The 22105-nt window shown below is 61.4% G+C and carries 19 protein-coding genes and 1 tRNA gene; 13 read left to right on the top strand and 7 right to left on the bottom strand.

The window, feature by feature from the left end:
* Window positions 1–94 precede the first annotated feature (94 nt).
* A complete protein-coding gene (locus WDN02_RS01285) occupies window positions 95–847 on the top strand; it encodes a GntR family transcriptional regulator (protein ID WP_337291784.1) in 753 nt (250 codons plus the stop codon).
* A gap of 102 nt (window positions 848–949) precedes the next feature.
* Here the strand turns inward: WDN02_RS01285 and WDN02_RS01280 are convergent, their stop codons facing one another.
* The 3 genes from WDN02_RS01280 to WDN02_RS01270 form a co-directional block, all read right to left on the bottom strand.
* The gene (locus tag WDN02_RS01280) at window positions 950–1897 is read right to left on the bottom strand and encodes an ABC transporter substrate-binding protein (RefSeq protein ID WP_337291783.1); all 948 of its coding nucleotides are present in this window, start codon (window positions 1895–1897) and stop codon (window positions 950–952) included.
* A 48-nt stretch (window positions 1898–1945) separates the two neighbouring features.
* Window positions 1946–3208, bottom strand: a complete 1263-nt coding sequence (locus tag WDN02_RS01275; RefSeq protein ID WP_337291782.1) for an MFS transporter — start codon at window positions 3206–3208, stop codon at window positions 1946–1948.
* 99 nt (window positions 3209–3307) lie between these two features.
* Complete coding sequence (locus WDN02_RS01270; RefSeq protein ID WP_337291781.1) at window positions 3308–6934, bottom strand: hydantoinase B/oxoprolinase family protein; 3627 nt, start codon at window positions 6932–6934, stop codon at window positions 3308–3310.
* Between the two features lie 127 nt (window positions 6935–7061).
* Here WDN02_RS01270 and WDN02_RS01265 point away from each other — a divergent pair, with 127 nt between their 5' ends.
* The 3 genes from WDN02_RS01265 to WDN02_RS01255 are packed head-to-tail and all read left to right on the top strand — an operon-like array spanning window position 7062 to window position 9725.
* Window positions 7062–7601 carry a winged helix DNA-binding protein gene (locus tag WDN02_RS01265; protein WP_337291780.1) on the top strand — a complete coding sequence of 180 codons (540 nt, stop codon included), beginning with the start codon at window positions 7062–7064 and terminating at the stop codon, window positions 7599–7601.
* A gap of 52 nt (window positions 7602–7653) precedes the next feature.
* Complete coding sequence (locus WDN02_RS01260) at window positions 7654–9369, top strand: FAD-binding protein (protein ID WP_337291779.1); 1716 nt, start codon at window positions 7654–7656, stop codon at window positions 9367–9369.
* Window positions 9366–9725 (top strand): 2Fe-2S iron-sulfur cluster-binding protein, encoded by a 360-nt coding sequence (locus WDN02_RS01255; protein WP_337291778.1) that lies wholly within the window; start codon window positions 9366–9368, stop codon window positions 9723–9725. The genes WDN02_RS01260 and WDN02_RS01255 overlap by 4 nt, the downstream gene beginning before the upstream one ends.
* Before the next feature lie 111 nt (window positions 9726–9836).
* Here WDN02_RS01255 and WDN02_RS01250 read toward each other — a convergent pair.
* Window positions 9837–9921, bottom strand: a tRNA-Leu gene (locus WDN02_RS01250).
* A gap of 155 nt (window positions 9922–10076) precedes the next feature.
* Here WDN02_RS01250 and WDN02_RS01245 point away from each other — a divergent pair.
* The 3 genes from WDN02_RS01245 (at window position 10077) to WDN02_RS01235 (ending at window position 14100) form a co-directional block, all read left to right on the top strand.
* On the top strand, window positions 10077–11087 hold the full coding sequence (locus WDN02_RS01245; RefSeq protein ID WP_337291777.1) for a complex I NDUFA9 subunit family protein: 1011 nt from the start codon (window positions 10077–10079) through the stop codon (window positions 11085–11087).
* A 194-nt stretch (window positions 11088–11281) separates the two neighbouring features.
* On the top strand, window positions 11282–13714 hold the full coding sequence (pheT, locus tag WDN02_RS01240; RefSeq protein WP_337291776.1) for a phenylalanine--tRNA ligase subunit beta: 2433 nt from the start codon (window positions 11282–11284) through the stop codon (window positions 13712–13714).
* Window positions 13711–14100: a hypothetical protein gene (locus WDN02_RS01235; RefSeq protein ID WP_337291775.1), complete on the top strand. Its 390-nt coding sequence runs from the start codon at window positions 13711–13713 to the stop codon at window positions 14098–14100. The genes pheT and WDN02_RS01235 overlap by 4 nt, the downstream gene beginning before the upstream one ends.
* 118 nt (window positions 14101–14218) lie before the next feature.
* On the opposite strand, the gene WDN02_RS01230 is transcribed toward WDN02_RS01235, so the two are convergent.
* Window positions 14219–14719: a GNAT family N-acetyltransferase gene (locus WDN02_RS01230; protein ID WP_337291774.1), complete on the bottom strand. Its 501-nt coding sequence runs from the start codon at window positions 14717–14719 to the stop codon at window positions 14219–14221.
* A 29-nt stretch (window positions 14720–14748) separates the two neighbouring features.
* On the opposite strand from WDN02_RS01230, the gene recF reads away from it, so the two are divergent.
* Window positions 14749–15915 (top strand): DNA replication/repair protein RecF, encoded by a 1167-nt coding sequence (gene recF / locus WDN02_RS01225; protein ID WP_337291773.1) that lies wholly within the window; start codon window positions 14749–14751, stop codon window positions 15913–15915.
* An 83-nt stretch (window positions 15916–15998) separates the two neighbouring features.
* Here recF and mutM read toward each other — a convergent pair whose 3' ends face one another.
* On the bottom strand, window positions 15999–16880 hold the full coding sequence (gene mutM / locus WDN02_RS01220; RefSeq protein WP_337291772.1) for a bifunctional DNA-formamidopyrimidine glycosylase/DNA-(apurinic or apyrimidinic site) lyase: 882 nt from the start codon (window positions 16878–16880) through the stop codon (window positions 15999–16001).
* Between the two features lie 44 nt (window positions 16881–16924).
* Window positions 16925–17383 (bottom strand): CHRD domain-containing protein, encoded by a 459-nt coding sequence (locus WDN02_RS01215; protein WP_337291771.1) that lies wholly within the window; start codon window positions 17381–17383, stop codon window positions 16925–16927.
* A 167-nt stretch (window positions 17384–17550) separates the two neighbouring features.
* Here WDN02_RS01215 and ubiE point away from each other — a divergent pair, with 167 nt between their 5' ends.
* From ubiE to WDN02_RS01190, 5 genes are read left to right on the top strand one after another with little or no spacing between them, the layout of a single operon-like run.
* The gene (ubiE, locus tag WDN02_RS01210; protein ID WP_337291770.1) at window positions 17551–18312 is read left to right on the top strand and encodes a bifunctional demethylmenaquinone methyltransferase/2-methoxy-6-polyprenyl-1,4-benzoquinol methylase UbiE; all 762 of its coding nucleotides are present in this window, start codon (window positions 17551–17553) and stop codon (window positions 18310–18312) included.
* Window positions 18309–19883, top strand: a complete 1575-nt coding sequence (gene ubiB / locus WDN02_RS01205) for a 2-polyprenylphenol 6-hydroxylase (protein WP_337291769.1) — start codon at window positions 18309–18311, stop codon at window positions 19881–19883. Before ubiE ends, ubiB begins: the two co-directional genes overlap by 4 nt.
* Before the next feature lie 18 nt (window positions 19884–19901).
* Complete coding sequence (gene coaBC, locus WDN02_RS01200) at window positions 19902–21149, top strand: bifunctional phosphopantothenoylcysteine decarboxylase/phosphopantothenate--cysteine ligase CoaBC (RefSeq protein WP_337291768.1); 1248 nt, start codon at window positions 19902–19904, stop codon at window positions 21147–21149.
* The gene (dut, locus tag WDN02_RS01195) at window positions 21142–21627 is read left to right on the top strand and encodes a dUTP diphosphatase (protein WP_337291767.1); all 486 of its coding nucleotides are present in this window, start codon (window positions 21142–21144) and stop codon (window positions 21625–21627) included. Before coaBC ends, dut begins: the two co-directional genes overlap by 8 nt.
* Window positions 21624–22067 carry an Rrf2 family transcriptional regulator gene (locus WDN02_RS01190; protein ID WP_337291766.1) on the top strand — a complete coding sequence of 148 codons (444 nt, stop codon included), beginning with the start codon at window positions 21624–21626 and terminating at the stop codon, window positions 22065–22067. The genes dut and WDN02_RS01190 overlap by 4 nt, the downstream gene beginning before the upstream one ends.
* Window positions 22068–22105 lie beyond the last annotated feature (38 nt).

The raw sequence follows: 22105 nt of genomic DNA, 5'->3' as shown, positions 1-22105 counted from the left end.
ACATTGGCATTATTTGTGCCAATGTGTGTACACTTTAGCTTGATTGGTCGGCGATTGGATCGGCCGCGGCCATCGAGATATGACAGGGACGGAAATGTCAGCCTCAAGCAACGTCGTGGATATGAGCCAGGCAACTGATGCTGCCGGCGGCGGCGCCGTCGCACAAAGAAAGCGCACCGGCGCTCTGACGGAAACGATCCGCAGCGCGTTGCTGGACGGAAACCTCGGTAAGGGGCGGATCAATGAGGTCCATCTCGCGAACACTTTGGGCGTGTCCCGGACCCCGGTGCGCGCCGCGCTGCAGATGCTGACCGGAGAGGGGCTTCTCGACCATGCGCCGAATCGTGGCTTCGCGGTTCGCTCGTTCAGCCTGGACGAGATTGGCGATGCCTTCGAAGTGCGGGCTCTCAACGAGGGATTGGCCTGTCGCCTCGCGGCGGAGCGTGGTCTTACGCTGGCCCAGGGCGATACGATCCGCGAAGTCCTCGGCCGTGGCGATAGATTGCTCGCGGGACATGTCGATCTGGTCGAATGTCGGCGTGGCTATGCGGAGGTCAATACTCAGTTTCACGCGACGCTGCTGGAGGCCGCCGGTTCGAGGCTGATCGTCGATGTCCTGAAGCTGTGCAATCGGGTTCCGCAGACCACGACGCATAATGTCATGGCCTTCAATCTGGACGACGTGCGGCAACGCCACGCAGAACACCACGCTATTTATAAAGCAGTGGCCTTACGCGAGCCGCAGAGCGCACAGGCACAGATGCGCGAGCATATCCTGCATGTGAAGAACTCATTGGTGAGATCGGCGCTTGCCGAGCGCATCGCGTCGGCGCGAGCGGGCGAGTAGAATCTTCGCGCGGCTGACGATTCCGATTTTGGATTTCGCTCCGGCTGCGGAAAAGCAGCTTATCGTCAGGAAATAGACCAGCGATGGTCGGCCTCCAGACTACTAAGTCTGCAGCCCCGCTTCGCCCCAGAGATGCGAGAACGGCATCGCAACGATGTCTTCGCGAGAAGGCGTGCCTTTGAGGAGGCCGCAAGCTTGCGAGAAACGGATGATTCCGTCGATTGTCTGAGGCGAAATCTCCGCTGAATAATAGGCAAGGTCACGGGTCACGACGGCTTCGATGTATTCCGCTTCGGCTGTCGGGAATAGCTTCCGTCCGACCACACTCGCCAAGCTGATATCGGCCCGCAGCATATGTTGCGCACGCACGATCGCGCGCACGGCGCGTCCGACGAGATCAGGCTCCGCGACAATTAGGCGGTCGCTCGCCGCGACTGCGGGGAAGGTATAGTGAAAAGCGACTGATGGACCGAGGCCGCGCCGGACATCGAGAATGATATCGCCCTTGCCGCTTCGCACCGCATATTCGGCGCCAAGGCCATTAGCCCAAAATCCGTCGATTGATCCTTCATCCAGCGCTTGCGCCGCCGCGATGCCAAATGAGACCCCTGGATCGTTCGCGCGTGGCACCGGCACGATATCCACTTTATCGCGCACGAGATCGAGGCCTGAATCGATGCAAAGCTGACGAAGCGCGAGATCGACCATCGGCGCGGCCCCGATCCGGCGACCCTTGATCGCATTCACGTCTCCGGGCGTCGCCTTGAGATCGGCGCGTAATACGAGCAGCCAATATGTTCCTTGCGCGAGCGCGGCGAGCAACTTGACGCCATGCCATTCCGGAAACGCCGAGAGCAGGGCATGCGCGGGCGCGGCGACGAGGTCAACCATTCCATCTCGAAGCGCGGCGAAGGCTTTTGGACTGGGAAAAATGTGATCGAGCCGACTGTCGAGGCCTTCGTCGCGAAAACAGCCGAGCTCGATCGCGGCAAGCGCCGGAAAGTAGGAGTTCGAGACCAGGTCCGGGACTGCGATGCGTATCGTCTTCATCAAAGTGGGCCGCGAATTGAAGAGGAGCGCAAAATCGTCGTCGGCCGTTTACGCGGGGAGGGGACGCCCCTTTGTTTCCGGCAGGAAGAATATGGCGACGATCCCGATGAGGAAGATACTTGAGGCGATGGTCGCCGCAATGCCGTAGCCGCCGAAAAAAGCGATCAGGCTCGACGACAAAATCGGTCCCAGCATCGCGAGAAACCGCGCTGAATTGAAGATAATGCTAATCGCGCTCGAGCGAATGCGGGTCGGGAAAAGCTCTGGCGGGTGAACGGCGTACCATCCGTAAATGCCGCCGGTGAAGAAACCATTCGGGATCTGCAGCAGCACAAAAAGCGGCGCGCCCTTTACGAGCAGGAACACGACGGGCGTGATGAGAATTGATCCGGCAAGAAAGAAAACCAGCGTCCACCGCCGGCCCCAAGATTCGGCCAGCCATCCAAAACTGACACAGCCAAAAATCTCGCCAATCGCAAAGAGCAGCCCGGCCCAGCCTGCGTAGCTCACGGCCTCACGCGGATTATGCACGAGCACGGCGACATAGGTCGGCACCCACGAAGAGATCGCCCAGAAAGCGACGGTGATCGAGCTCGAAATGATGACAGCGATAATCAAGGTGCGGAGATAGGCGCGGAGCGTAACCGCAGAACTCGCGTTGCTCGTTGCGCGCGTCCACGGCTCGGATTCGGGAATCGCGCGCCCGGTGATGACGACGAAAATCGCCGGGGCAATGCCGACGATATAGAGCCAGCGCCAGGAGCCGCCGAACGCGCCGCCGATGATCAACCAGAGAACCGAGGCGATGACGAAGCCGCATGAAAACGCCGCTTGCAAAACGCCCGCGGCGCGTGTCCGCAGTTTTTCCGGCCAGACTTCTTGCAGCAATGATGCACCGACGCCCCATTCCGCGCCAAGGCCAATGCCAGTGAGAAACCGGGTCAGCGCGAGGATTTGCCAGGAATGCGCGAGAGCGCTTGTTCCGGTGAAAATGCTGTAGAGGACGACCGCGCCGATCATCGTTGCGCGGCGGCCGATGCGATCGCCAATCAATCCGCCGAGGACACCGCCGACGGCCCAGCCAAAGAGCGTAAGCGAGATCAGATAAGCGGCAAAATGCGAGAGATTATGCAGTTCGCTGCGTGGGAGGAGTTCATGCAGAGACGGGCCTATCGTTAAAAGCAGCGCATAGGTCTCGTAACCATCGAACATCCAGAGCACCATCGTGATCGCAAGCACAAACCAGTGCTGGCGCGTCAGGCTGTCCGGGTGCGAGGTGTTCACGGCCGTGGCGCGTATTGTCTTCTGCATGTTGTCTGCTTGTCTTACGTTCTTAATATTTGATTATCTGATTTAGTCTATAATATGTGTGCAAAATATTCACAAGGTGGCGTCAGAAGTCGGGCGTGATTATTCGTCGGCGCCGAAACCGCCGCCGCCGGGTGTTTCAATCGCGATGACGTCGCCTGCGCCAACTTCTACTCGCGCCGTCGAGGCTAGTTCCGTGCGGCTGCCGTCGGCGCGTTCAACCCATTGTCGACCTGACAGACCGTCGGCCCCGCCACTGAGGCCGAATGGCGCGACCTTGCGGCGTGAGGTGACAAGCGAGGCAATCATCGGTTCGAGGAAGGCAATCTTTCGCACGGCGCCATCGCCGCCATGCCATCTGCCCTTGCCGCCGGAGCCGCGCCGGATTGAAAAATCGACGAGCCGAACGGGATAGCGCAATTCGAGAATTTCGGGATCGGTCATCCGCGTATTGGTCATATGGACCTGAACCGCCGAGGCGCCATCGAAACCTTCGCCGCCCGGTGTCATTCCGGCGCCGGCACCGCCGCAGATCGTCTCGTAATATTGGTAGGTTTTGTTGCCGAAGAGAAAGTTATTCATCGTGCCCTGGCTCGACGCGAGGACGCCAAGCGCGCCAAAGAGCACATTGCAGACTGCCTGGCTTACCTCCGTGTTGCCGGCGACGACTGCCGCTCCCGGCGCAGGGGACAGGAATGTATCCGGCGGAATAACGATGTGCAGAGGCTTCAGACAACCTTCGTTGAGCGGAATGTCCTCACCCACGAGACAACGGAAAACATAGAGAACAACAGCGCGCGTCACGGCGGGCGGCGCGTTGAAATTGTCGCCTTGCTGCGGCCCCGTTCCGGTGAAATCGATCACGGCCGATCGCTCATTCCGGTCGACCGAGATCTTCACCCGCAAAGGTGCTCCGTTATCCAGTCTGTCGCTGAATTCGCAATCGCGGAGACGTGTGAGTGCTTTACGAACCTGTTCCTCGGCATTGTCCATGACATGCCGCATATAGGCCGCGACAATGTCCCAGCCCCATTCGGAGACGACCCGGTTCAACTCCTGGACGCTTGTCTCATTCGCCGCGACCTGTGCCTTGATATCCGCGATATTCACATCGGGATTGCGTGCCGGATAGCGCGCGCCGGTCAGCAACGCGCGAAATTTGGCTTCGCGGAATTCACCGCGGTCGAGCAGGAGGAAATCATCGATGATGACGCCTTCTTCTTCAAGCGTATGTGACTCGGGCGGTGTCGAGCCCGGCGTCAGGCCGCCGATATCGGCGTGATGTCCGCGGCTGCCGACGAAGAAGAGAATGGATTTTCCCACGCTGTCGAAGACGGGTGTGATGACGGTGATATCGGGCAGATGCGTCCCGCCATTGAAGGGATTGTTCAGCGCGATCACATCGCCGGGGCGCAATGTCGCGCCCCGCCGCCGCAGCACGGTGCGCACGCTTTCGCCCATCGCGCCAAGGTGGACTGGAACATGCGGCGCATTCGCGACTAGATTTCCCTCTGCATCGAAGATCGCGCAGGAGAAATCCAACCGCTCCTTGATGTTGACGCTTCGCGACGTGTTCTGGAGAACGCTGCCGGCGTGCTCCGCGATATTCATGAAGATGTTGTTGAACAATTCGAGTAGCACGGGGTCGGCCTGCGCGGCCTTTGCATCCGTGTTGCCGGCCCTCGTGCGCGTCCTGTGACGCCGCAGCTCGATATTGTTGTGTTCCGTGATCAGCAAGGCCCAATCCGGTTCGACGACGGTTGTCGCCGCGGATTCGCGAATGAGCGCTGGACCTTTGAGTTCGTCGCCGGCGCGCAGGTCCGCGCGTTCGTACACCGGCGCATTATATGCGCGGCCGCCGCTCCATATTTCCACATGGCCGATGGTTTCGAGCAGTGTGCCTGTGGCACGGCCATCGAAGTGTACGGCGATTGCGGTCTCGCCGGGGTAGGTCGCCTCGACCAGAATTGTTTCCGCAATCAGCGGGCGATCCGGCGTCGTAAAACCGAACTGACAAAGATGCGAATCGCTGAAAGATGCGATCACATCGGCATAGTCGGTCAGCGGCACAAGCAACGCCGCGTCGGTGCCCTGATACTTCACATGCAGCTTGCGGGCGACAAGGACCTTGCCGACATCGACATCCTGCTCGGCGAGTTCCCTGATCGCAGCCTGCTCCAACGCACCGGCGCGCTCCGCAAGCGTTGCAATGCTGGTCGGCGTCAAGGTCAGTTCGACCGATTGTTCCCGCATCACGGTCTGATCGGCGAGACCTATTCCGTAGGCCGATAAAACACCCGCGAACGGGTGGATGAAGACTTTATCGATGCCGAGCTCGTCGGCAACGAGACAAGCGTGCTGGCCACCCGCGCCGCCGAAGCAATGCAGCGCGAAGCGGCCGACGTCGTGGCCTTTTTCAACGGAAATATGTTTGATGGCATTGGCCATATTGGCGACGGCGATCCGCACGAAGCCTTCTGCTACATCGCGCGGATCGCGCCGGACACCCGTCGACGCGCTGACGTGTTCGGCAAGTTCGTCGAAGCCGATGCGCACGATGTTCGCATCGAGCGGCTCGTCTCCGTCTGGGCCGAAAATCGCGGGGAAATATTTTGGCTGTATCTTGCCCAGGCAGATGTTCGCGTCCGTGATGGTCAAAGGGCCGCCGCGCCGGTAGCTCGCCGGTCCCGGATTGGCGCCCGCGGAATCCGGCCCGACACGGAAACGCGCGCCATCGAAATGGAGGATCGAGCCGCCGCCCGCTGCGACAGTATGGATCGCCATCATCGGCGCGCGAATACGGACGCCCGCGACCTGTGTGTCGAACGTGCGTTGAAACGCGTCGGCATAAAGCGCGACATCGGTCGACGTACCGCCCATATCGAAACCGATGATGTTCTTGAGACCGGCTGTGGCCGCTGTCCGCGCGGCGCCGACAATGCCGCCAGCCGGCCCGGACAGCACGGCATCCTTGCCCTGAAAACGCGACGCGTCGATCAGGCCGCCATTCGATTGAATGAAGTAGAGCTTTACATTGCCAAGTTCGGCCGCAACGCTATCGACATAGCGGCGCAAGACAGGCGAGAGATAGGCATCGACGACAGTTGTATCGCCGCGCGGGATAAGGCGCAGCAATGGGCTGACCTCATGGCTCGCCGAGACCTGCGTAAATCCAGCCAAGCGCGCCAGCGCTGCGATCCGGCGTTCGTGATCGGGATATTTCCACGCGTGCAGAAAGACGATCGCGCAGGCGGAAAAGCCTTCTGCGCGCGCCGCGCGCAACGCGCTCAAGGCAGAAGCTTCATCGAGCGGTTCGATTTCGGCGCCATCGCGATCAACGCGGCCAGCGATCTCGATCACCGTCTTGTAAAGAACCGACGGCCGAACAACATTGAGATCGAACAAACGCGGCCTTGTCTGGTCGCCGATCGCCAGCGCATCCTTGAAACCACGATTGACGAGGAGCAGCGTCGGCTCGCCCTTACGCTCGAGGAGGGCATTGGTCGCGACCGTGGTGCCAATCTTGACGGTCTCAATCAGTCCGTCGGGAATGCTGTCGCCGAGAGCAAGACCGAGCAATTGTTTGATACCCGCCACGGCGGCATCGGAATAGCGTGCAGGGTCTTCGCTGAGAAGCTTATGGGTGACGAGCGTTCCGTCAGGCCTACGGGCGACGATGTCTGTAAAGGTGCCGCCGCGATCGACCCAGAATTGCCAGCCGGCCCGCATCGCCTACCTTATCCCTCAAAACGATCTCGCATGAAGAATGAGTTACCGATGTTTTGTCAACATAGAATATATTTCTTCTTGAAAAATTATCAGCAAAATATGACGTTGCTGGAAACGGAACCGCCGCATGACCGATGACCGCAATGAAATGCTGCGCGAGAAGCTCAATCAGCCGATCGTGTCCTCCGCCCATCTGGCTGCCGGCGCGTCGCCCGCGCTATCGGAATTCGAATTCGGCTTGATTCTGGCCGTCCACGCCTTCGAGCGTTGGATCGTGGGCTGCATGGCGGCCTCAGGCGTCCCAAATCTCTCGAAGATCGAAGTTTTGATCTTACATTTCGTTCGGCATCGCGACCGGCCCAAACGTTTCTCGGATATTGCCCGCATTCTGGATATCGAAGAAACGCATGTCGTCGCTTATGCAGTGCGCAAGCTTGAAACTGCAAAGCTTGTTGCGACCAAGCGCGACGGCAAGGAAAAGCTGGTCTCGGTGACGCGTCAAGGCATCGAGGTTTGTAGCCGTTACGGGGCGGTTCGCGAGCAATTGCTGGTGAAGCCGCTGCGGTCGTCCGGTCCGTCGGAAGACGTGCTGTCGGATTTGGGCGAGAAGCTTCGCGCGCTCTCTGGCTATTACGATCAGGCGGCGCGATCGGCGGCGACGGTCTGATTGCCGCGCGGCGTGTCGTGAGTGCGAGCGCCGAAATTCAAGGAGTTTCAAAATGAGTTTGCCGAAGGCGGCCACCCACCTCGCCACCGATGTCCTTGTGATCGGTTCGGGCGCGGCCGGCATGGCGGCAGCGCTTGCCGCGTCTCGCGAAGGCGCGCGCGTTCTGCTGGCCGATCGCAGCCTCATTGGCCGTAGCGGTGCGACAATCATGGCGCAGATGACTGTGGCCGTGGCGCTTGGCGAGGAAACACCCGACGATTGGGAAGCGCATTTTGCGGATACAATGAAGGCCGGCCGCGGCCTGTGCGATGCTAATCTGGCGCGGCTGGTTTGCGAGCGCGGGCCGGCAGCCATCCGTCAGCTCGATGCCTGGAATGTCGGCTGGGCGCGCGGAGCGGACGGGCATCTGCGCCAGACGCAGGCGCCCGGTCACGATCGGCCGCGCTGTGTGTATGTAGATTTCCTTTCGACAGGGCCGGCGGTTGCAAAGACGTTGCGCGCTCAGGTTCTGAAAAATTCGCAGATTGTTCGCGTGGGCGATCTCTGTATTACGGACCTTATTCAGACCGACGGCGCTGTCAGCGGCGCGGTTGCTTTTTCGATGGCTGATGGCCGTGCCGTTTCGATCGCTGCCGCGGCCATTGTTCTGGCGACCGGCGGGGTCACACGGATTTATCGCCGCAACAGCGCCTCCGCCAATATGGGCGGTGATGGTCATGCCCTCGCGCTGCGCGCGGGCGTGGAACTGATGGACATGGAGTTCGTGCAGTTTTTTCCGATCGGCCATCTCGCGCCACGGCTCGTCGGGATGGACCCGATCATGTGGGACCCGTTCCGTTACAAACTCGGCGGCCAGTTGCTGAACGGCGAGATGAAGGAATTCATGAGCCATTACGACGATGCGCAGGAGAACGGCCGCTACGTCGTGACGCGCGATAAGGCGACTTACGCAATTCTCAAGGAAGTGGAAGCAGGACGCGGCACGCCCGCCGGGGGCGCCTATCTCAGCTTTCAGCATATCCCGGAAGAGAAATTGCGAGAGGCCTTTGGCCCCGTCATTGACCGGCTGGCTGACAACGGTATCGATCTCACCAAAATGCCGGTCGAGGTCGCGCCGATCGCGCATTATCACATGGGCGGTGTGCGCGTGGATGAAGCGTTGGAGACACGCGTCGGCAACTTGTTTGCTGCAGGCGAACTGGTCGCCGGCGCGAACGGCGCCAATCGTCTGTCGGGCAATGCGATCACCGAAGCGCTGGTGTTTGGCGAAATCGCGGGGCAGGGCGCCGCGCAGCGGGCATTGTCGGAAGCCAGAACCGTCTGGCATCCCGCGGCGGCCAGCGCAGCGCTTGAACTTGTAGAAGCCGTATCCGGCGAAACAGATTTCAACGCAACGCACGCCATTGCCGATTTGCAGGACGTCATGGCCGATCTTGTCGGGCCGTTCCGCACGCGACAGGGTCTCGAGGTCGCGCTCGAAAAGGTCGCCGAGCTGAAAGACGCATCGGGCGATCAGCCGCCCGGTCATTCCAAGCCCTACAATTCGGCGCGGCTCGACTGGTTCGACCTGCGCTCGATGCTGAGTGTCGCTGAGGCGATCATCCGTACGGCACTGTCGCGCGAAGAAAGTCGCGGCGGTCACCAGCGTGAAGATTTTCCCGGCATGGATGAACGCTGGGCTTTTCATCAGACGGTCGCGCTGGGGCACGACGGTCTTATTCTCGGCCGGGCACCGGTCCATGCCGAAGCCCTTGTGGAGATAGTATGATGGAAACTGCGAAACTCATTGTCGAGCGTGGCGGAGCGGGGACAGAGGGGTCGGTCAGCACCTACGAGGTCCCTTATACGCACGGGCAATCCGTACTCGACGGACTCCGCTATATCCGTACCTACCTCGATCCGACATTGGCGATCCGCTATTCATGTACGAATGCGAATACGTGCAAGGAATGTATGATCGTTATCGACGGCAAGGTTGCATACGCTTGTACCGCGCGCCTTAAGCCGTGCGACATGATCCTGAAGCCGCTTCCGACGAAACAGCATCTGCGCGATCTTGTGACCGAAATCGCGCCGCCCGATGAGCGCCTCGTAAATGCAATTGCGAAAAGCGGTGACGCCTAAATCTTCCACAGGAAGCCTAATTGGGACCGGGAATTCAAGGAAGATCGCCTTGTTTTTTGCCGGTGAGATACCGAAAGCAATCTCTGCTATATATTACAACAGCTTAGAAGCTGGTGCCCTGGAGAGGACTCGAACCTCCACGGCTTTCACCACTGGTACCTGAAACCAGCGCGTCTACCAATTCCGCCACCAGGGCATGCGGTCCCATCCCATAGGGGCCAGTTCGGCCCCTTGTCAATCGGCGCCCCGCCGCAAGTGCGAAAAAGGCGATTTCCAGACTCCTGCGCCCTATACAGATTTGCCCCGGCTGGATTAAAAATGCGGCCAGCAAGCGCCACGAGGGTCTCAGCGATGAACGAAGCTTTGCGACGTGCCGACCGGCTGGTGACGGTCTTTGGCGGTGCCGGATTCTTGGGCCGGCATGTCGTCCGTGCCTTGGCCAAAGATGGCTGGCTCGTTCGCGTCGCGGTGCGCCGGCCGGACCTGGCCTTCCATCTTCAGCCCTCCGGCAACGTTGGCCAGATCACCGCAGTCCAGGCCAATCTGTGTTATCCCGACTCGATTGCAGCCGCCCTGCGCAATGCCGATGCGGCGGTCAATCTCGTCGGCATTCTGCGCGAGCAGGGGCGCCAGACGTTCGATGCGATCCACCGCGAGGGCGCAGCCAATATCGCCGCTGCGGTTCGCGATGCAGGTATTGAACATTTCGTCCACGTATCTGCGCTCGGCGCCGACCCGAGTTCCGCGTCGGCTTATGGCCGCAGCAAAGCGGCCGGCGAAGCGGCGGTGCAGGCGGCGCTGCCCGGCGCGATTATCTTGCGGCCGTCCGTCGTGTTCGGGCCGGAAGATCATTTCTTCAATCGTTTCGCGGCGCTCGCACGTCTCTCGCCCGTCATGCCGCTGATCGGCGGCGGCGTCACCAAGCTGCAGCCGGTCTATGCCGGCGATGTCGCCAAGGCGGTGGCCGCCGGCGTCAAGGGTAGTGCGGCGGCGGGGACCATTTACGAACTCGGCGGCCCCGAAGTGCGCACGCTGCGCGAGATCATCGAATTCATCCTCGCCGAGACCGAGCGCAAGCGTTTCCTTATGCCGCTGCCTTTTGGTCCGGCGCGCGGCTTCGGCGGCATAAGTGAGTTGGTGGCGAAATTGACATTGGGCCTGATGCCCGAAGACTTTGTGCTGACGACGGATCAGGTCGAATTGCTGCAGCAGGACAATGTGGTCTCGGCAACGGCCGCGGCCGAGCGGCGGACCTTGAACGGCCTCGGCATCGCCGCCGAATCCTACGAGGCGCTGGTGCCGACCTATCTCACGCGCTATCGCAAGACCGGCCAGTTCGGCACCAACGATGCCTTCGGCTAAGACATTGTTTCAGCGCGTTTTCTTTGCGCGAACCGGCGTCCGATTCGGTTGAAAACGCCCTGAATTTTTATTTGGAGCAGATGCGAAGCGTCGCGTCGTGCTCGAAGGCTGGAATTCGCCGCCTTCTGTCTCTATACCGGCGACGCCGTGGGCGCCGAAGGCGTGGCCCGCGGGTGCCCGCAACCGGACTCTCAATGAAATTCACCTTAAGCTGGCTCAAGCAGCACCTCGATACCAACGCCGATCTCGCGACTATCGTCGACACTTTGACCAAAGTCGGCCTTGAGGTCGAACATGTCCACGATCCAGCCGCGGCACTGAAGGATTTCGTCATCGCCGAAGTTCTGGAAGCGCATCCGCATCCGAACGCGGATCGGCTGCGCCTGTGCTTCGTCGAGATTGGCAGCGGCAAGCCGGTGCAGGTCGTCTGCGGCGCGCCCAATGCGCGTGCTGGCATGAAGACGGTCTTCGCGCCGCCCGGTGCCTATATTCCGGCCAAAGGCATCACGCTCAGCAAAGGCGTGATCCGCGGCGTCGAATCTGCCGGCATGCTGTGTTCGGGGGCCGAGCTCGAAGTCTCGACCGATCAGGAAGGCATTCTCGATCTCCCGGCGGATGCGCCTGTCGGCACCACCTACGCCAAATGGGCGGGGCTTGATAATCCACTGATCGAGATCAATCTGACGCCCAACAGACCAGACGCCGCAGGCGTGCTCGGCATCGCGCGCGATCTCGATGCAGCCGGGATCGGCCAATTGCAAATGCCGCCCGTCGAACCGATTGCTGGCAGCTTTCCCTGCCCTGTGAAGGTCAGCCTCGATCTTGCCGAAGCCGATCATCATCTCGCACCGGCCTTCGCGTTGCGGCTTGTGCGGGGCGTCAAGAACGGCCCCAGCCCCGATTGGCTGCAAAAGCAATTGCGCGCCATCGGGCTTCGGCCGATCAACGCGCTTGTCGACATCACCAACTTTCTGACGATCGACAGGGCGCGGCCGCTGCATGTCTTCGACGCGTCAAAAGTCGCGGGCGATTTGCATGTACGCCGCGCCAAAACGGGCGAGAGCTTCCTCGCGCTCGACGGCAAAACCTATAACCTTGATGAAAACGCGATCGTCATCGCCGATGCCAACGGCGTCGAATCGCTCGCCGGCATCATGGGTGGCGAAGCGACGGGCTGTACCGAGGCGACGACCGACGTTCTGATCGAATCCGCGCTGTGGGACCCGGTCAACATTGCCCGCACCGGCCGCCGCCTCGCCATCAATTCGGACGCGCGCTATCGTTTCGAGCGTGGCGTCGATCCGGCGTCCGTGCTGCCAGGGCTCGACCGCGCGACGCAATTCGTGCTCGAATTTTGCGGTGGCGAAGCGTCCGACATCGTTCTGGCCGGACAAATTCCAGACGCGCAAAAACGCGTGACGTTTCCCTGGAGCGAAGTGCGCCGTCTCGCTGGGGTTGATCTGTCGCCGTCGGAGATGGCGTCGATCCTCGAACATCTCGGGTTTCGTCCCGCGAGCCTGCCCGGCAACAGCGATCTCGTCATCATCGACGTTCCGTCGTGGCGACCTGACATTGAAGGCAAGGCCGATATCGTCGAGGAAATCCTGCGCATCGCAGGCCTCGACAGAATCGCTGCGCAACCCTTGGCGCGCGAGGACGAGCATATTTCATCTGCGATTTTGACGCCGTTGCAAAAACGCGTGCGTAGCGTCAAACGCGCGCTTGCTGCTAATGGGCTGACCGAGGCGATCAACTGGTCCTTCATCGGACACGAGGCGGCACGAGCGTTCGGCGGGGGCGACGAATCTCTTGTGCTCGCCAATCCGATCGCCGCCGATCTTTCCGACATGCGGCCGAGTCTTTTGCCGGGCCTCATCGCGGCGTCGAAGCGTAACGCGGCGCGTGGCTTCGGCGATGTGGCTTTGTTTGAAGTCGGCCCTATCTTCAGAGGCACGGCGCCCGAGGATCAAAAGACTATGGTCGCCGGTCTGCGGCGCGGTCGCGCGCGCGTTGCAGGGCGCGGACGGCACTGGGCTGATGGCGCGTCGGATGCCGATATTTTCGACGCGAAGACCGATGCTCTGGCTTTGCTCGCCGCGCTTGGCGTTCCGCAAGGTGGTTTGCAGATCGGTACGAATGCGCCGCCTTGGTTTCACCCAGGCCGGTCGGGCACATTGCAATTCGGGCCCAAAAATATCGTCGGCTCTTTCGGCCAGCTGCATCCGCGCGTGCTCGAAGCGCTCGATGTCGATGCAACCCTTGTCGGTTTTGAAATCGAACTCGACGAGATTCCCTTGCCCAAGGCCAAGGCAACGAAAACCAAGCCGAAGCTTGAGCTGTCGGATCTTATGCCGGTCGAGCGGGATTTCGCCTTTTTAGCCGAGCGTCATATTAAGGCGGCCGATTTCGTACGGGCCATACAATCGGCGGATCGCAATCTTATTACCGGCGTCACTTTGTTCGATATCTACGAGGGCGCCGAGATTCCGCCCGGGAAAAAGTCCGTCGCTATTGCGGTCACTCTGCAGCCGCGCGATAAGACCTTAACGGATGCCGAGATCGACGCCGTCGCCAGCAGGATCATCGCTGAAGTTCAAAATAAAACCGGAGCGACGCTCAGAGGATGAAGATTTTTCGACGCGCTGCGCCGATTCTCGGCTTGCTGAGTTTCGGTTTGTCCGCTGCGCCGCTCGCCGCTGCGCCCCGTACCATCAACGATTGCGAGAAAATTCAGGCCGCTGACGCCTATAACCAATGCCTCGCCTCTTTCGGACCGGTCGCCCATATGCACGGGATGTCATCGGGACCTGATGCTGGCGGCGACGAGGGCGGCGATGCGGGTGGTGAAACCGGCGAGGCGCCCGTCCGGCATCATGGGCATCGGGCCAGTGGCAGCCATAATGGCCGTGTTTATATGGAGCTTGATGCCCCCGCCAGTTCCGCGCCTGTTGCGCATACGCACAGACATTGGACGCATTGGCATTCCCATCGCGGGCATCGGCACCATCACTAGACCGCTTTCAGGAAAAGTGGACACCGGTTTTCCGCCCGAAAGCGGTCTAATATTTGAAGTGGAGCGTTTTCATAACGCGAACCGGTATCCACTTCGCGTGGAAACGCTCTAGGTCGCTTCACGCGAGGCCTGGCCAGTGCATGCGCCAGGTGGCAAGCCCGGATACTGGATTAGCCCCGGGTTCGCCGCGCAGAAATCCGGCATTTTCGTAAAATCGCAAGGCGCGCAGATTGTCGGCATTGACGTCGAGCGCCAAACCGTCTGGGCACAGACGCTGCGCTTCGCCGATCAAAAGCCGGCCGACGCCGGTGCCGAATAAAGGCGGCGCGATAGCGATCTGTTCGAGATAGGCGCGGTCGAGATCGAGCAGGCAAAAACCGGCGAGGGTGCTTTCCGCGTCATAGGCGCAGATTGTCGTTCCGCCGTGCGCCTCGATATCCTTGACGCAGGTCACGAGCCAGGCGCGCCGCGCGGGAAAATCGATTTGCGGCATGACCGCCAGCCAAGCGGCGACCCAGAGATCGGCGAGCGGCGCGAGATCAGTGCCGCGCGGCCCGAGCCGATAATCCTGCGCCTCGCTTGAATTCTTGTGGCTCACTGTCACAACCTGCGCTTCCAAGGCTCCGCATCTGCTTTAGATGAATGTACATGAACGACGCCCGAGCAATCGTTAAGGAGCCGTCCGCCCGGCCTGCCGCGACCAGGCTCGTGCTCGCCGATTTTCGCTCCTATCCGGCGCTCGATCTTCATCTGACGCCGGGCCTTGTCGTGCTGACAGGCGAAAACGGTGCCGGAAAAACCAATTTGATGGAGGCGATTTCGCTGCTGTCTCCGGGCCGTGGTTTGCGCCGGGCGGAACTTGGCGAATGCGCCCGCGCCGGGGGGAACGGTACCTTTGCCGTATCGGTGGAAATTACGACGCGCGACGAGGATAAGCTTCAACTCGGGACGGGAACCGAGATTCAGCCCGATGGTGGAATTGTGCGCCGCTACCGGCTGAACCGCGAGCCGGTGACGTCGATCCGATCTTTTGCCGATTATATTCGCATCGTCTGGCTAACGCCGGCGATGGACGGTCTGTTTTCCGGGTCGGCCGGCGAACGGCGTCGATTTCTGGATCGCCTTGTTCTGGCGCTCGATGGTGAACACGGCGGCCGCGTCAGTGCGCTCGAACGCGCATTACGCAATCGCAATCGCCTGCTCGAAAATGGATCGCGCGACTGGCAATGGCTGGATGCGGCGGAGCGTGAGGTCGCCGAACTTGCCGTTGCGGTCGCGGCAGCGCGGGTCGAGACGGTTGCGCACCTCATGCAGGTGATCCTGCAGGACAAGGATACGGATTCGCCTTTTCCCTTCGCCGAATTGACGTTGAAAGGCGATGTCGAGGATCTTGTCGCGACACGGCCGGCGATCGAGGCCGAAGATATTTACCGCGACGTGCTGCGCCAGAATCGTGCGCGCGACGCCGCCGCAGGGCGCACGCTCATTGGCCCGCATGCGGCCGACCTGCTCGTCGTCCACGGCCCGAAACAGGCGGATGCGGCACGCTCCTCGACCGGTGAGCAGAAAGCACTGCTGGTCGGCATTGTTCTCGCCCACGCGCGGCTCGTTGCAGTGCTCAGCGGCATCCGTCCCATCGTCCTGCTTGATGAAATCGCCGCGCATCTCGATGCGTCGCGCCGCGCGGCGCTTTATGACAGGCTCGTCGCACTTGGATCGCAAGTGTTCATGACCGGCGCGGATCGCGCCGCTTTTGCCGGGCTTGAAGATCGCGCGCAATTTTTGCGGGTAACACCGGGGCACGTGGAGGCTTGAGCGTCACCTCGAGCGAAGCGATGCAATCCAGTAGATGGACCGCTTTCTGGATTGCTTCGTCGCCTTGCTCCTCGCAATAACGGCTACTTCTGGCAGGTATTGCAATAGAAGCTGGCGCGGCCGGATTGAACGATGCGCTTGATCGTGCCGCCGCAACCGGGGCGCGGGCAGGGCGCTGCTGCGCGATCATAGACGCGGAAACTATGCTGGAAATAGCCGAGGTCGCCATTGGCCTGGCGATGATCGCGCAGCGACGAGCCGCCGGCCGCAATCGCTTCGTCCAAAACTTCGTGAATGGCTTTCGCCAGAAGATCGGCGCTTGCGGTTGGTGTGCCGTTCTTGCGCGTCAATGTGCCTGCGGCACGGCGCGGCGAAAGCCCGGCGCGATGCAGCGCCTCGCTGACATAGATATTGCCCAGGCCGGCGACCAGACTCTGATCGAGCAGCGCGGCTTTCAGCGGCGCCTTTTTGCCCGCGAAAAGACGTGCCAGCGTGGCGCCATCGAGATCATCGCCCAAAGGCTCGATGCCGACGTCGCGGAAAAGCGGATGCGCAGCAACGAGATCGCTCTTGATCAGCAGCATGAAACCAAAACGGCGTGGATCGTTGTAGGTGATCCGCTTGCCGTTCGAGAGATGGAAGACGACGTGATCGTGTGCGTCGTCCTTGCCGCGCGAATTGTGGAAAAGCCCCGGCGTGCTTTCGTCCGCACTGTCAGCGATACGAAACGAGCCGGACATGCCGAGATGCATGACAAGCGCCTCGCCGTCATCGAGATCGGCGAGGAGATATTTGGCGCGCCGCCGCAGCGCCGTCACACGGCGGCCCGTCAGGCGGCCGGCAAAGTCCGGTGGAAAGGGAAAGCGCAAATCGGCGCGTCTTTGCTCGACAAGATCAAAGTGCGCGCCGACGAGGGCCGGGGCGAGGCCCCGGCGGACAGTTTCGACTTCCGGAAGTTCAGGCATGAGTCCTTTATGCCGTCTCCCGACGGTAGAAGATAAAGAAAATGCTAGCCCGGTTCGGCCTTCGAGACCTGGCCGCGGATTTCACCCTTCGGATTGGCCTGGGTGTGGATGTTGAAATAGACGTTGCCGTCGAGCAGATCTTTTTCCTGCGCCGGCGTCAGCGTGGCTGAGCCTTGCAGCGGGCTCGGGCCGATCGTGACGGGGACTTCGACCGGTGCGTCCTTCCCCGGAGCCGCAGGTCCGTGGAAATGCGCGGCGACGGCAGTGCCTGTAAGGCCCGAATAGGTCACGGTCCATGCCAGCTTTTTGGTCGTCGTGTCATATGTCGCAGTCACACTGCCGGTGCCTTTCGTCGAATTGGACGGCACCTCGCTGGCCCCACTGAGGCTCGCGATCAAATTGTAAGTCTCGGCCCAAGCCGGCGAAAGGCCGAGCAACGTCACAGCGGCGGCCGTGACGAAGAGATTGCGATGACGCGTGACACGCGTGAAGAAACGGCTCATGTGGATCTCCCTCACGCCTCGCCGGGGAAATTAAGCATGCCTCCGCTCAAGTTTGACGGCGGCAGGCGAAACCGGGCAATAGAGGCGCGACGCACAGATAGGCGCGCGCCTTCGCCTTCGCCAGCTTCAGCGGGGCTCAGGGCGGCGATCTGACCGAAATGTGAGCGATGGCCGAGGACAATTTGGAAAATACCCATTTCGGCTTTTCGACCGTGCCGCTGCCGGACAAGCAGCGGCACGTCGATGAGGTGTTTCACAACGTCGCGGCGCGTTACGATCTGATGAACGATCTGATGTCGGCGGGCCTGCACCGGTTGTGGAAGGATCAGCTCGCCGCCCAGGTACACCCGTCGAAGACGCGGCCGTTCCGCCATCTCGACGTTGCGGGCGGTACCGGCGATATCGGCTTCCGGATCGCCAAGGCCGGCGGCTCGCAAACGCAGGTGACGCTGCTCGACATCAACCCCGACATGCTCGCAGTCGGCCGGGCGCGCGCCGAGAAGAAGAGCTTCGCCGACAGGCTTACCTTCGTCGAGGCCAATGCGGAATCGCTGCCGTTTCCAGACGATGATTTCGACGCCTATACGATCGCTTTCGGCATCCGCAACGTGCCGCGCATCGATGTTGCGCTCAAAGAGGCTTATCGCGTGCTGCGCCGGGGCGGCCATTTTCTCTGCCTCGAATTTTCGCAGGTCGATATCGAGGCGCTCGACCGGGTCTACGAGGCCTATTCATTCCGCGCCATTCCGGCGATCGGCAAGCTTGTGACGGGCGATTCCGAAGCCTACCGCTATCTCGTCGAGTCGATCCGCAAGTTTCCGTCGGCTGAGGATTTCCGCACGATGATCGAGCAGGCCGGGTTCGCCCGCGCCAGCTTCACGAAGCTCAGCGGCGGCATTGTCGCCATCCATTCAGGCTGGAAGCTTTGATCTTTTCCATCGGGCATCCTCTGCGTATCGCCCGGGCCGGTTTCGTGCTCTCGCGGGCGGGCCTGTTTCGCGATGTCGATATTGCGGCGCTGCCGCCCGCTGCCCGGTTGCCGTTCGGCCTCGCCAAATCGCTCGCCAAACGCGCGACCGGACCGGACCTTCTGCCGGCGGCGATCAGCCGGCTCGGACCGTCTTACGTCAAGCTCGGGCAGTTTCTTGCGACCCGGCCGGACGTTGTCGGCGTTGAGGTCGCGCGTCGGCTCGAAGCCCTGCAAGACCATATGGCGCCGTTTGGCCAAGAGGAAGCGGTCAAGGTTATCGAGGGTGCGTTCAACCGCAAGATCGACGAGATTTTCATCGCCTTTGGTCCCCCCGTCGCCGCAGCTTCGATCGCGCAGGTGCATCGCGCGCGCGTGCGCGACAAGCGCGGCGAGCGCGATGTTGCGGTCAAAGTCATCCGCCCCGGAATCGAGCGGCGATTTCGCCGTGATCTGTCCGACATGTATTACGCGGCGCGGATCGGCGAACATTGGTTTCCCGATACCAAACGGCTGAAGTCGGTCGAAGTCGTCGATATTCTTGCCCGCACCGTGAAGATGGAAATGGACTTCCGTCTCGAGGCCGCCGCGGCATCGGAATTCGCCGAGAATACCGAGAAGGAAAACGACTTCCGCGTCCCGCGCGTCGATTGGGACCGCACGGAGAAAGAAGTTCTCACCGCGGAATGGATCGATGGCATTTCGCTGTCGGATACGGAGGCGCTCGCGGCGTCCGGCTTCGATTTGACCGATCTCGGCCGCACAGTCATCCAGTCGTTCCTGCGCCATGCCGTGCGTGACGGTTTCTTCCACGCCGACATGCATCAGGGCAATCTCTTCGTCGATCGCGAGGGCCGCCTCACTGCGGTTGATTTCGGCATTATGGGCCGGCTCGGCCTTAAGGAACGCCGCTTCCTTGCCGAGATCATCTACGGCTTCATCACCCGCAATTATCAGCGCGTCGCGGAAGTACATTTCGAAGCGGGCTATGTGCCGGGCTATCACAGGGTCGAGGATTTCGCCCAGGCGATCCGCGCCATCGGCGAACCGATCCATGCCCGCACCGCCGATGAGATTTCGATGGCGCGGGTGCTGACGCTGCTGTTCGAGATCACCGCGCTGTTCGACATGACGACGCGGACCGAACTCGTGATGTTGCAGAAGACGATGGTCGTCGTCGAGGGCGTGGCGCGGCGGCTCGATCCGAAGCTTGATATGTGGTCGACGGCGGAGCCCGTCGTCGGCGGCTGGCTGCGCGAAAATCTCGGACCCATCGGCCGGATCGGGGACGCAAAACGCGGCATCGACGCGCTGGCGCAATTCGCCGCCAATCTGCCCGCGGTTTTGCTGCAGACCGAGAAGATCATCACCCAGATCGAGAGCATGTCCGAAGAGGGGTTTGAACTTTCGGAGGGCGTGCTCGCCAAGATCGGCGAAGCGCAGGCGCGCGGTGCGCGGCTCGGCCATATCGCGCTTTGGGCTCTGGTGATTATATTGGGTGTCTTTCTGCTACGTTTCGGCTGGCATCATTGACGGTTTGGAGACAAAGGCGTGCTCGACGGCAAGCGGGTCCTGCTCGTCATCGGCGGCGGTATCGCCGCCTATAAAGTCCTGGAATTGATCCGCCGTCTGCGCGAGCGGGGCGCAGACTTGCACGTCGTCATGACCAAAGCCGCCAAAGAGTTCGTCACGCCGCTTTCGGTCGCAAGCCTTTCTGGAGGCAAGGTCTTCGACGATCTGTTTTCGCTGACCGACGAGACCGAAATCGGCCATATCCAGCTTTCCCGCGCCGCCGATCTCGTCGTCGTCGCCCCTGCGACGGCCGATCTTCTCGCCAAGATGGCACAGGGTCTGGCCGACGATCTCGCATCGACGCTGCTGCTGGCGACCGATAAGAAAATTCTCGTCGCGCCCGCGATGAATGTCCGCATGTGGCTGCATCCCGCGACCCAACGCAATATCGCCATTCTGCGCCAGGACGGCGTGCTGTTCGTCGGCCCCGACGACGGCGATATGGCCTGCGGCGAATATGGCCCCGGGCGGATGAGCGAGCCGGCAGCGATTCTCGCGGCGATCACCACTGTGCTGAATGGCGAGACGCAAATTCCCTTGCCGCCGGGCATCGGACGGTTGGCGCAAGAAAAGCCGCTGGCCGGGCGCCGCGTCGTTGTCACATCCGGGCCGACGCAGGAGCCAATCGATCCGGTCCGCTATATCGGCAACCGTTCGTCCGGCAAGCAGGGCCATGCCATTGCCGCGGCTGCCGCGAGGGCAGGCGCCGAAGTGTTGCTGGTCAGCGGCCCCGTCGCGCTGCCCGATCCGCCGGGCGTCATCACCGCGCACGTCGAGACGGCGGCGCAGATGCTGGCTGCCGTTGAGACGGCACTCCCAGCCGATATTTTCATCGCCACGGCGGCGGTCGCCGATTGGCGTGCCGAAGCCGCGCCGCAGAAGGTGAAGAAGTCCGCCGCCCCGCCGCAATTCGTCTTCACCGAAAATCCCGACATTCTGGCGATCGTCGCGCAGCGTAAATCCGTGCGTCCACGTGTCGTTGTCGGCTTTGCCGCCGAGACCGAAAACCTGCTCGTTCATGCGCGTGAGAAATTGCAGCGCAAGAAGTGCGATCTCATCGTCGCCAACGATGTCGGCGCGGATGGCGCGATGGGCAAGGATGAAAATGAGGTGACGCTCGTCTCTGCCGCCGAGACCGAGCCATGGCCGAAAATGCGCAAGGACGAAATCGCCGCTAAACTCATCCGGCATCTGGCAAACATACTGAAGGCAGGCCGCGATGGTTGACGAAAAAGCGCCCCGCGTCGCAATCCGATTGTTGCCGCACGGCGAAGGCCTGCCGCTGCCGGCCTATCACAGCGCCGGTGCGGCGGGCGCCGATCTCTGCGCGGCGATCGCAGAGGACGAGAGAATCATTATCGAGCCCGGGACGCGCCATCTCGTCCCGACGGGTCTCGTCTTGCAATTGCCGGAGGGCTACGAAGGCCAGGTGCGGCCGCGCTCCGGCGTCGCGCTGCATCGTGGCGTCACGGTCCTGAATTCGCCGGGCACGATCGATTCGGATTATCGCGGCGAAGTCAGCGTGCTTCTAATAAATCTTGGTTCCGAGCCTTTCGAAATTATACGCGGCGCGCGCATCGCCCAGCTTGTCGTCGCCCCGGTGACGCGCGTGGCCTTTGTCGAAGCGGTGGATCTGACCGCGACGGCGCGCGGCGCCGGCGGCTACGGTTCGACCGGGCTTGGCGCGCCGGGAGACAATTCATGATGCTTCTGGACCGGCGCAGTGTCCTGGCGCTTGCCGCGGTCGTCGATATCGCGATTCATGCACGCCCGCAGCCGGTGGCGGCGAAGCAGCTTGCCGGGCGGCTCGATCTGCCGCCGCGCCATCTCGAAACATTGCTGCAAACTCTCGTGCGCGCCGACATCCTCAAAGGGGTGCGGGGGCCGCGCGGCGGCTACGAACTTGCGCGCGAGCGCCGCCGCATCACGGCGGCGGAAATTGTCCGCGCGGTTCAAAGCGAAGCCGAGGACGATGAGAAACCGGAAAACACTTTCATCCAAAATATCATCTCGCCGGTCGTCACCCGCGCCGGCGAGGCCTTTTTGACGGCTCTGGAGCAGGTCACGATCGACGACATTTGCGGGCAGGTGGCCGAGACGAAGACGAGCGCCGAACAGGCCGCGAAATCGGATTTTACAATCTAGTTTAGTATATAATTTTTATGTACTTCCGGCGCTGCGGG

This window comes from Methylovirgula sp. (assembly GCF_037200945.1).
Taxonomy (GTDB): domain Bacteria; phylum Pseudomonadota; class Alphaproteobacteria; order Rhizobiales; family Beijerinckiaceae; genus Methylovirgula.
The sequence above is the reverse complement of the archived record's forward strand: the minus strand, read 5'-3'. Positions and strand labels throughout refer to the sequence as shown.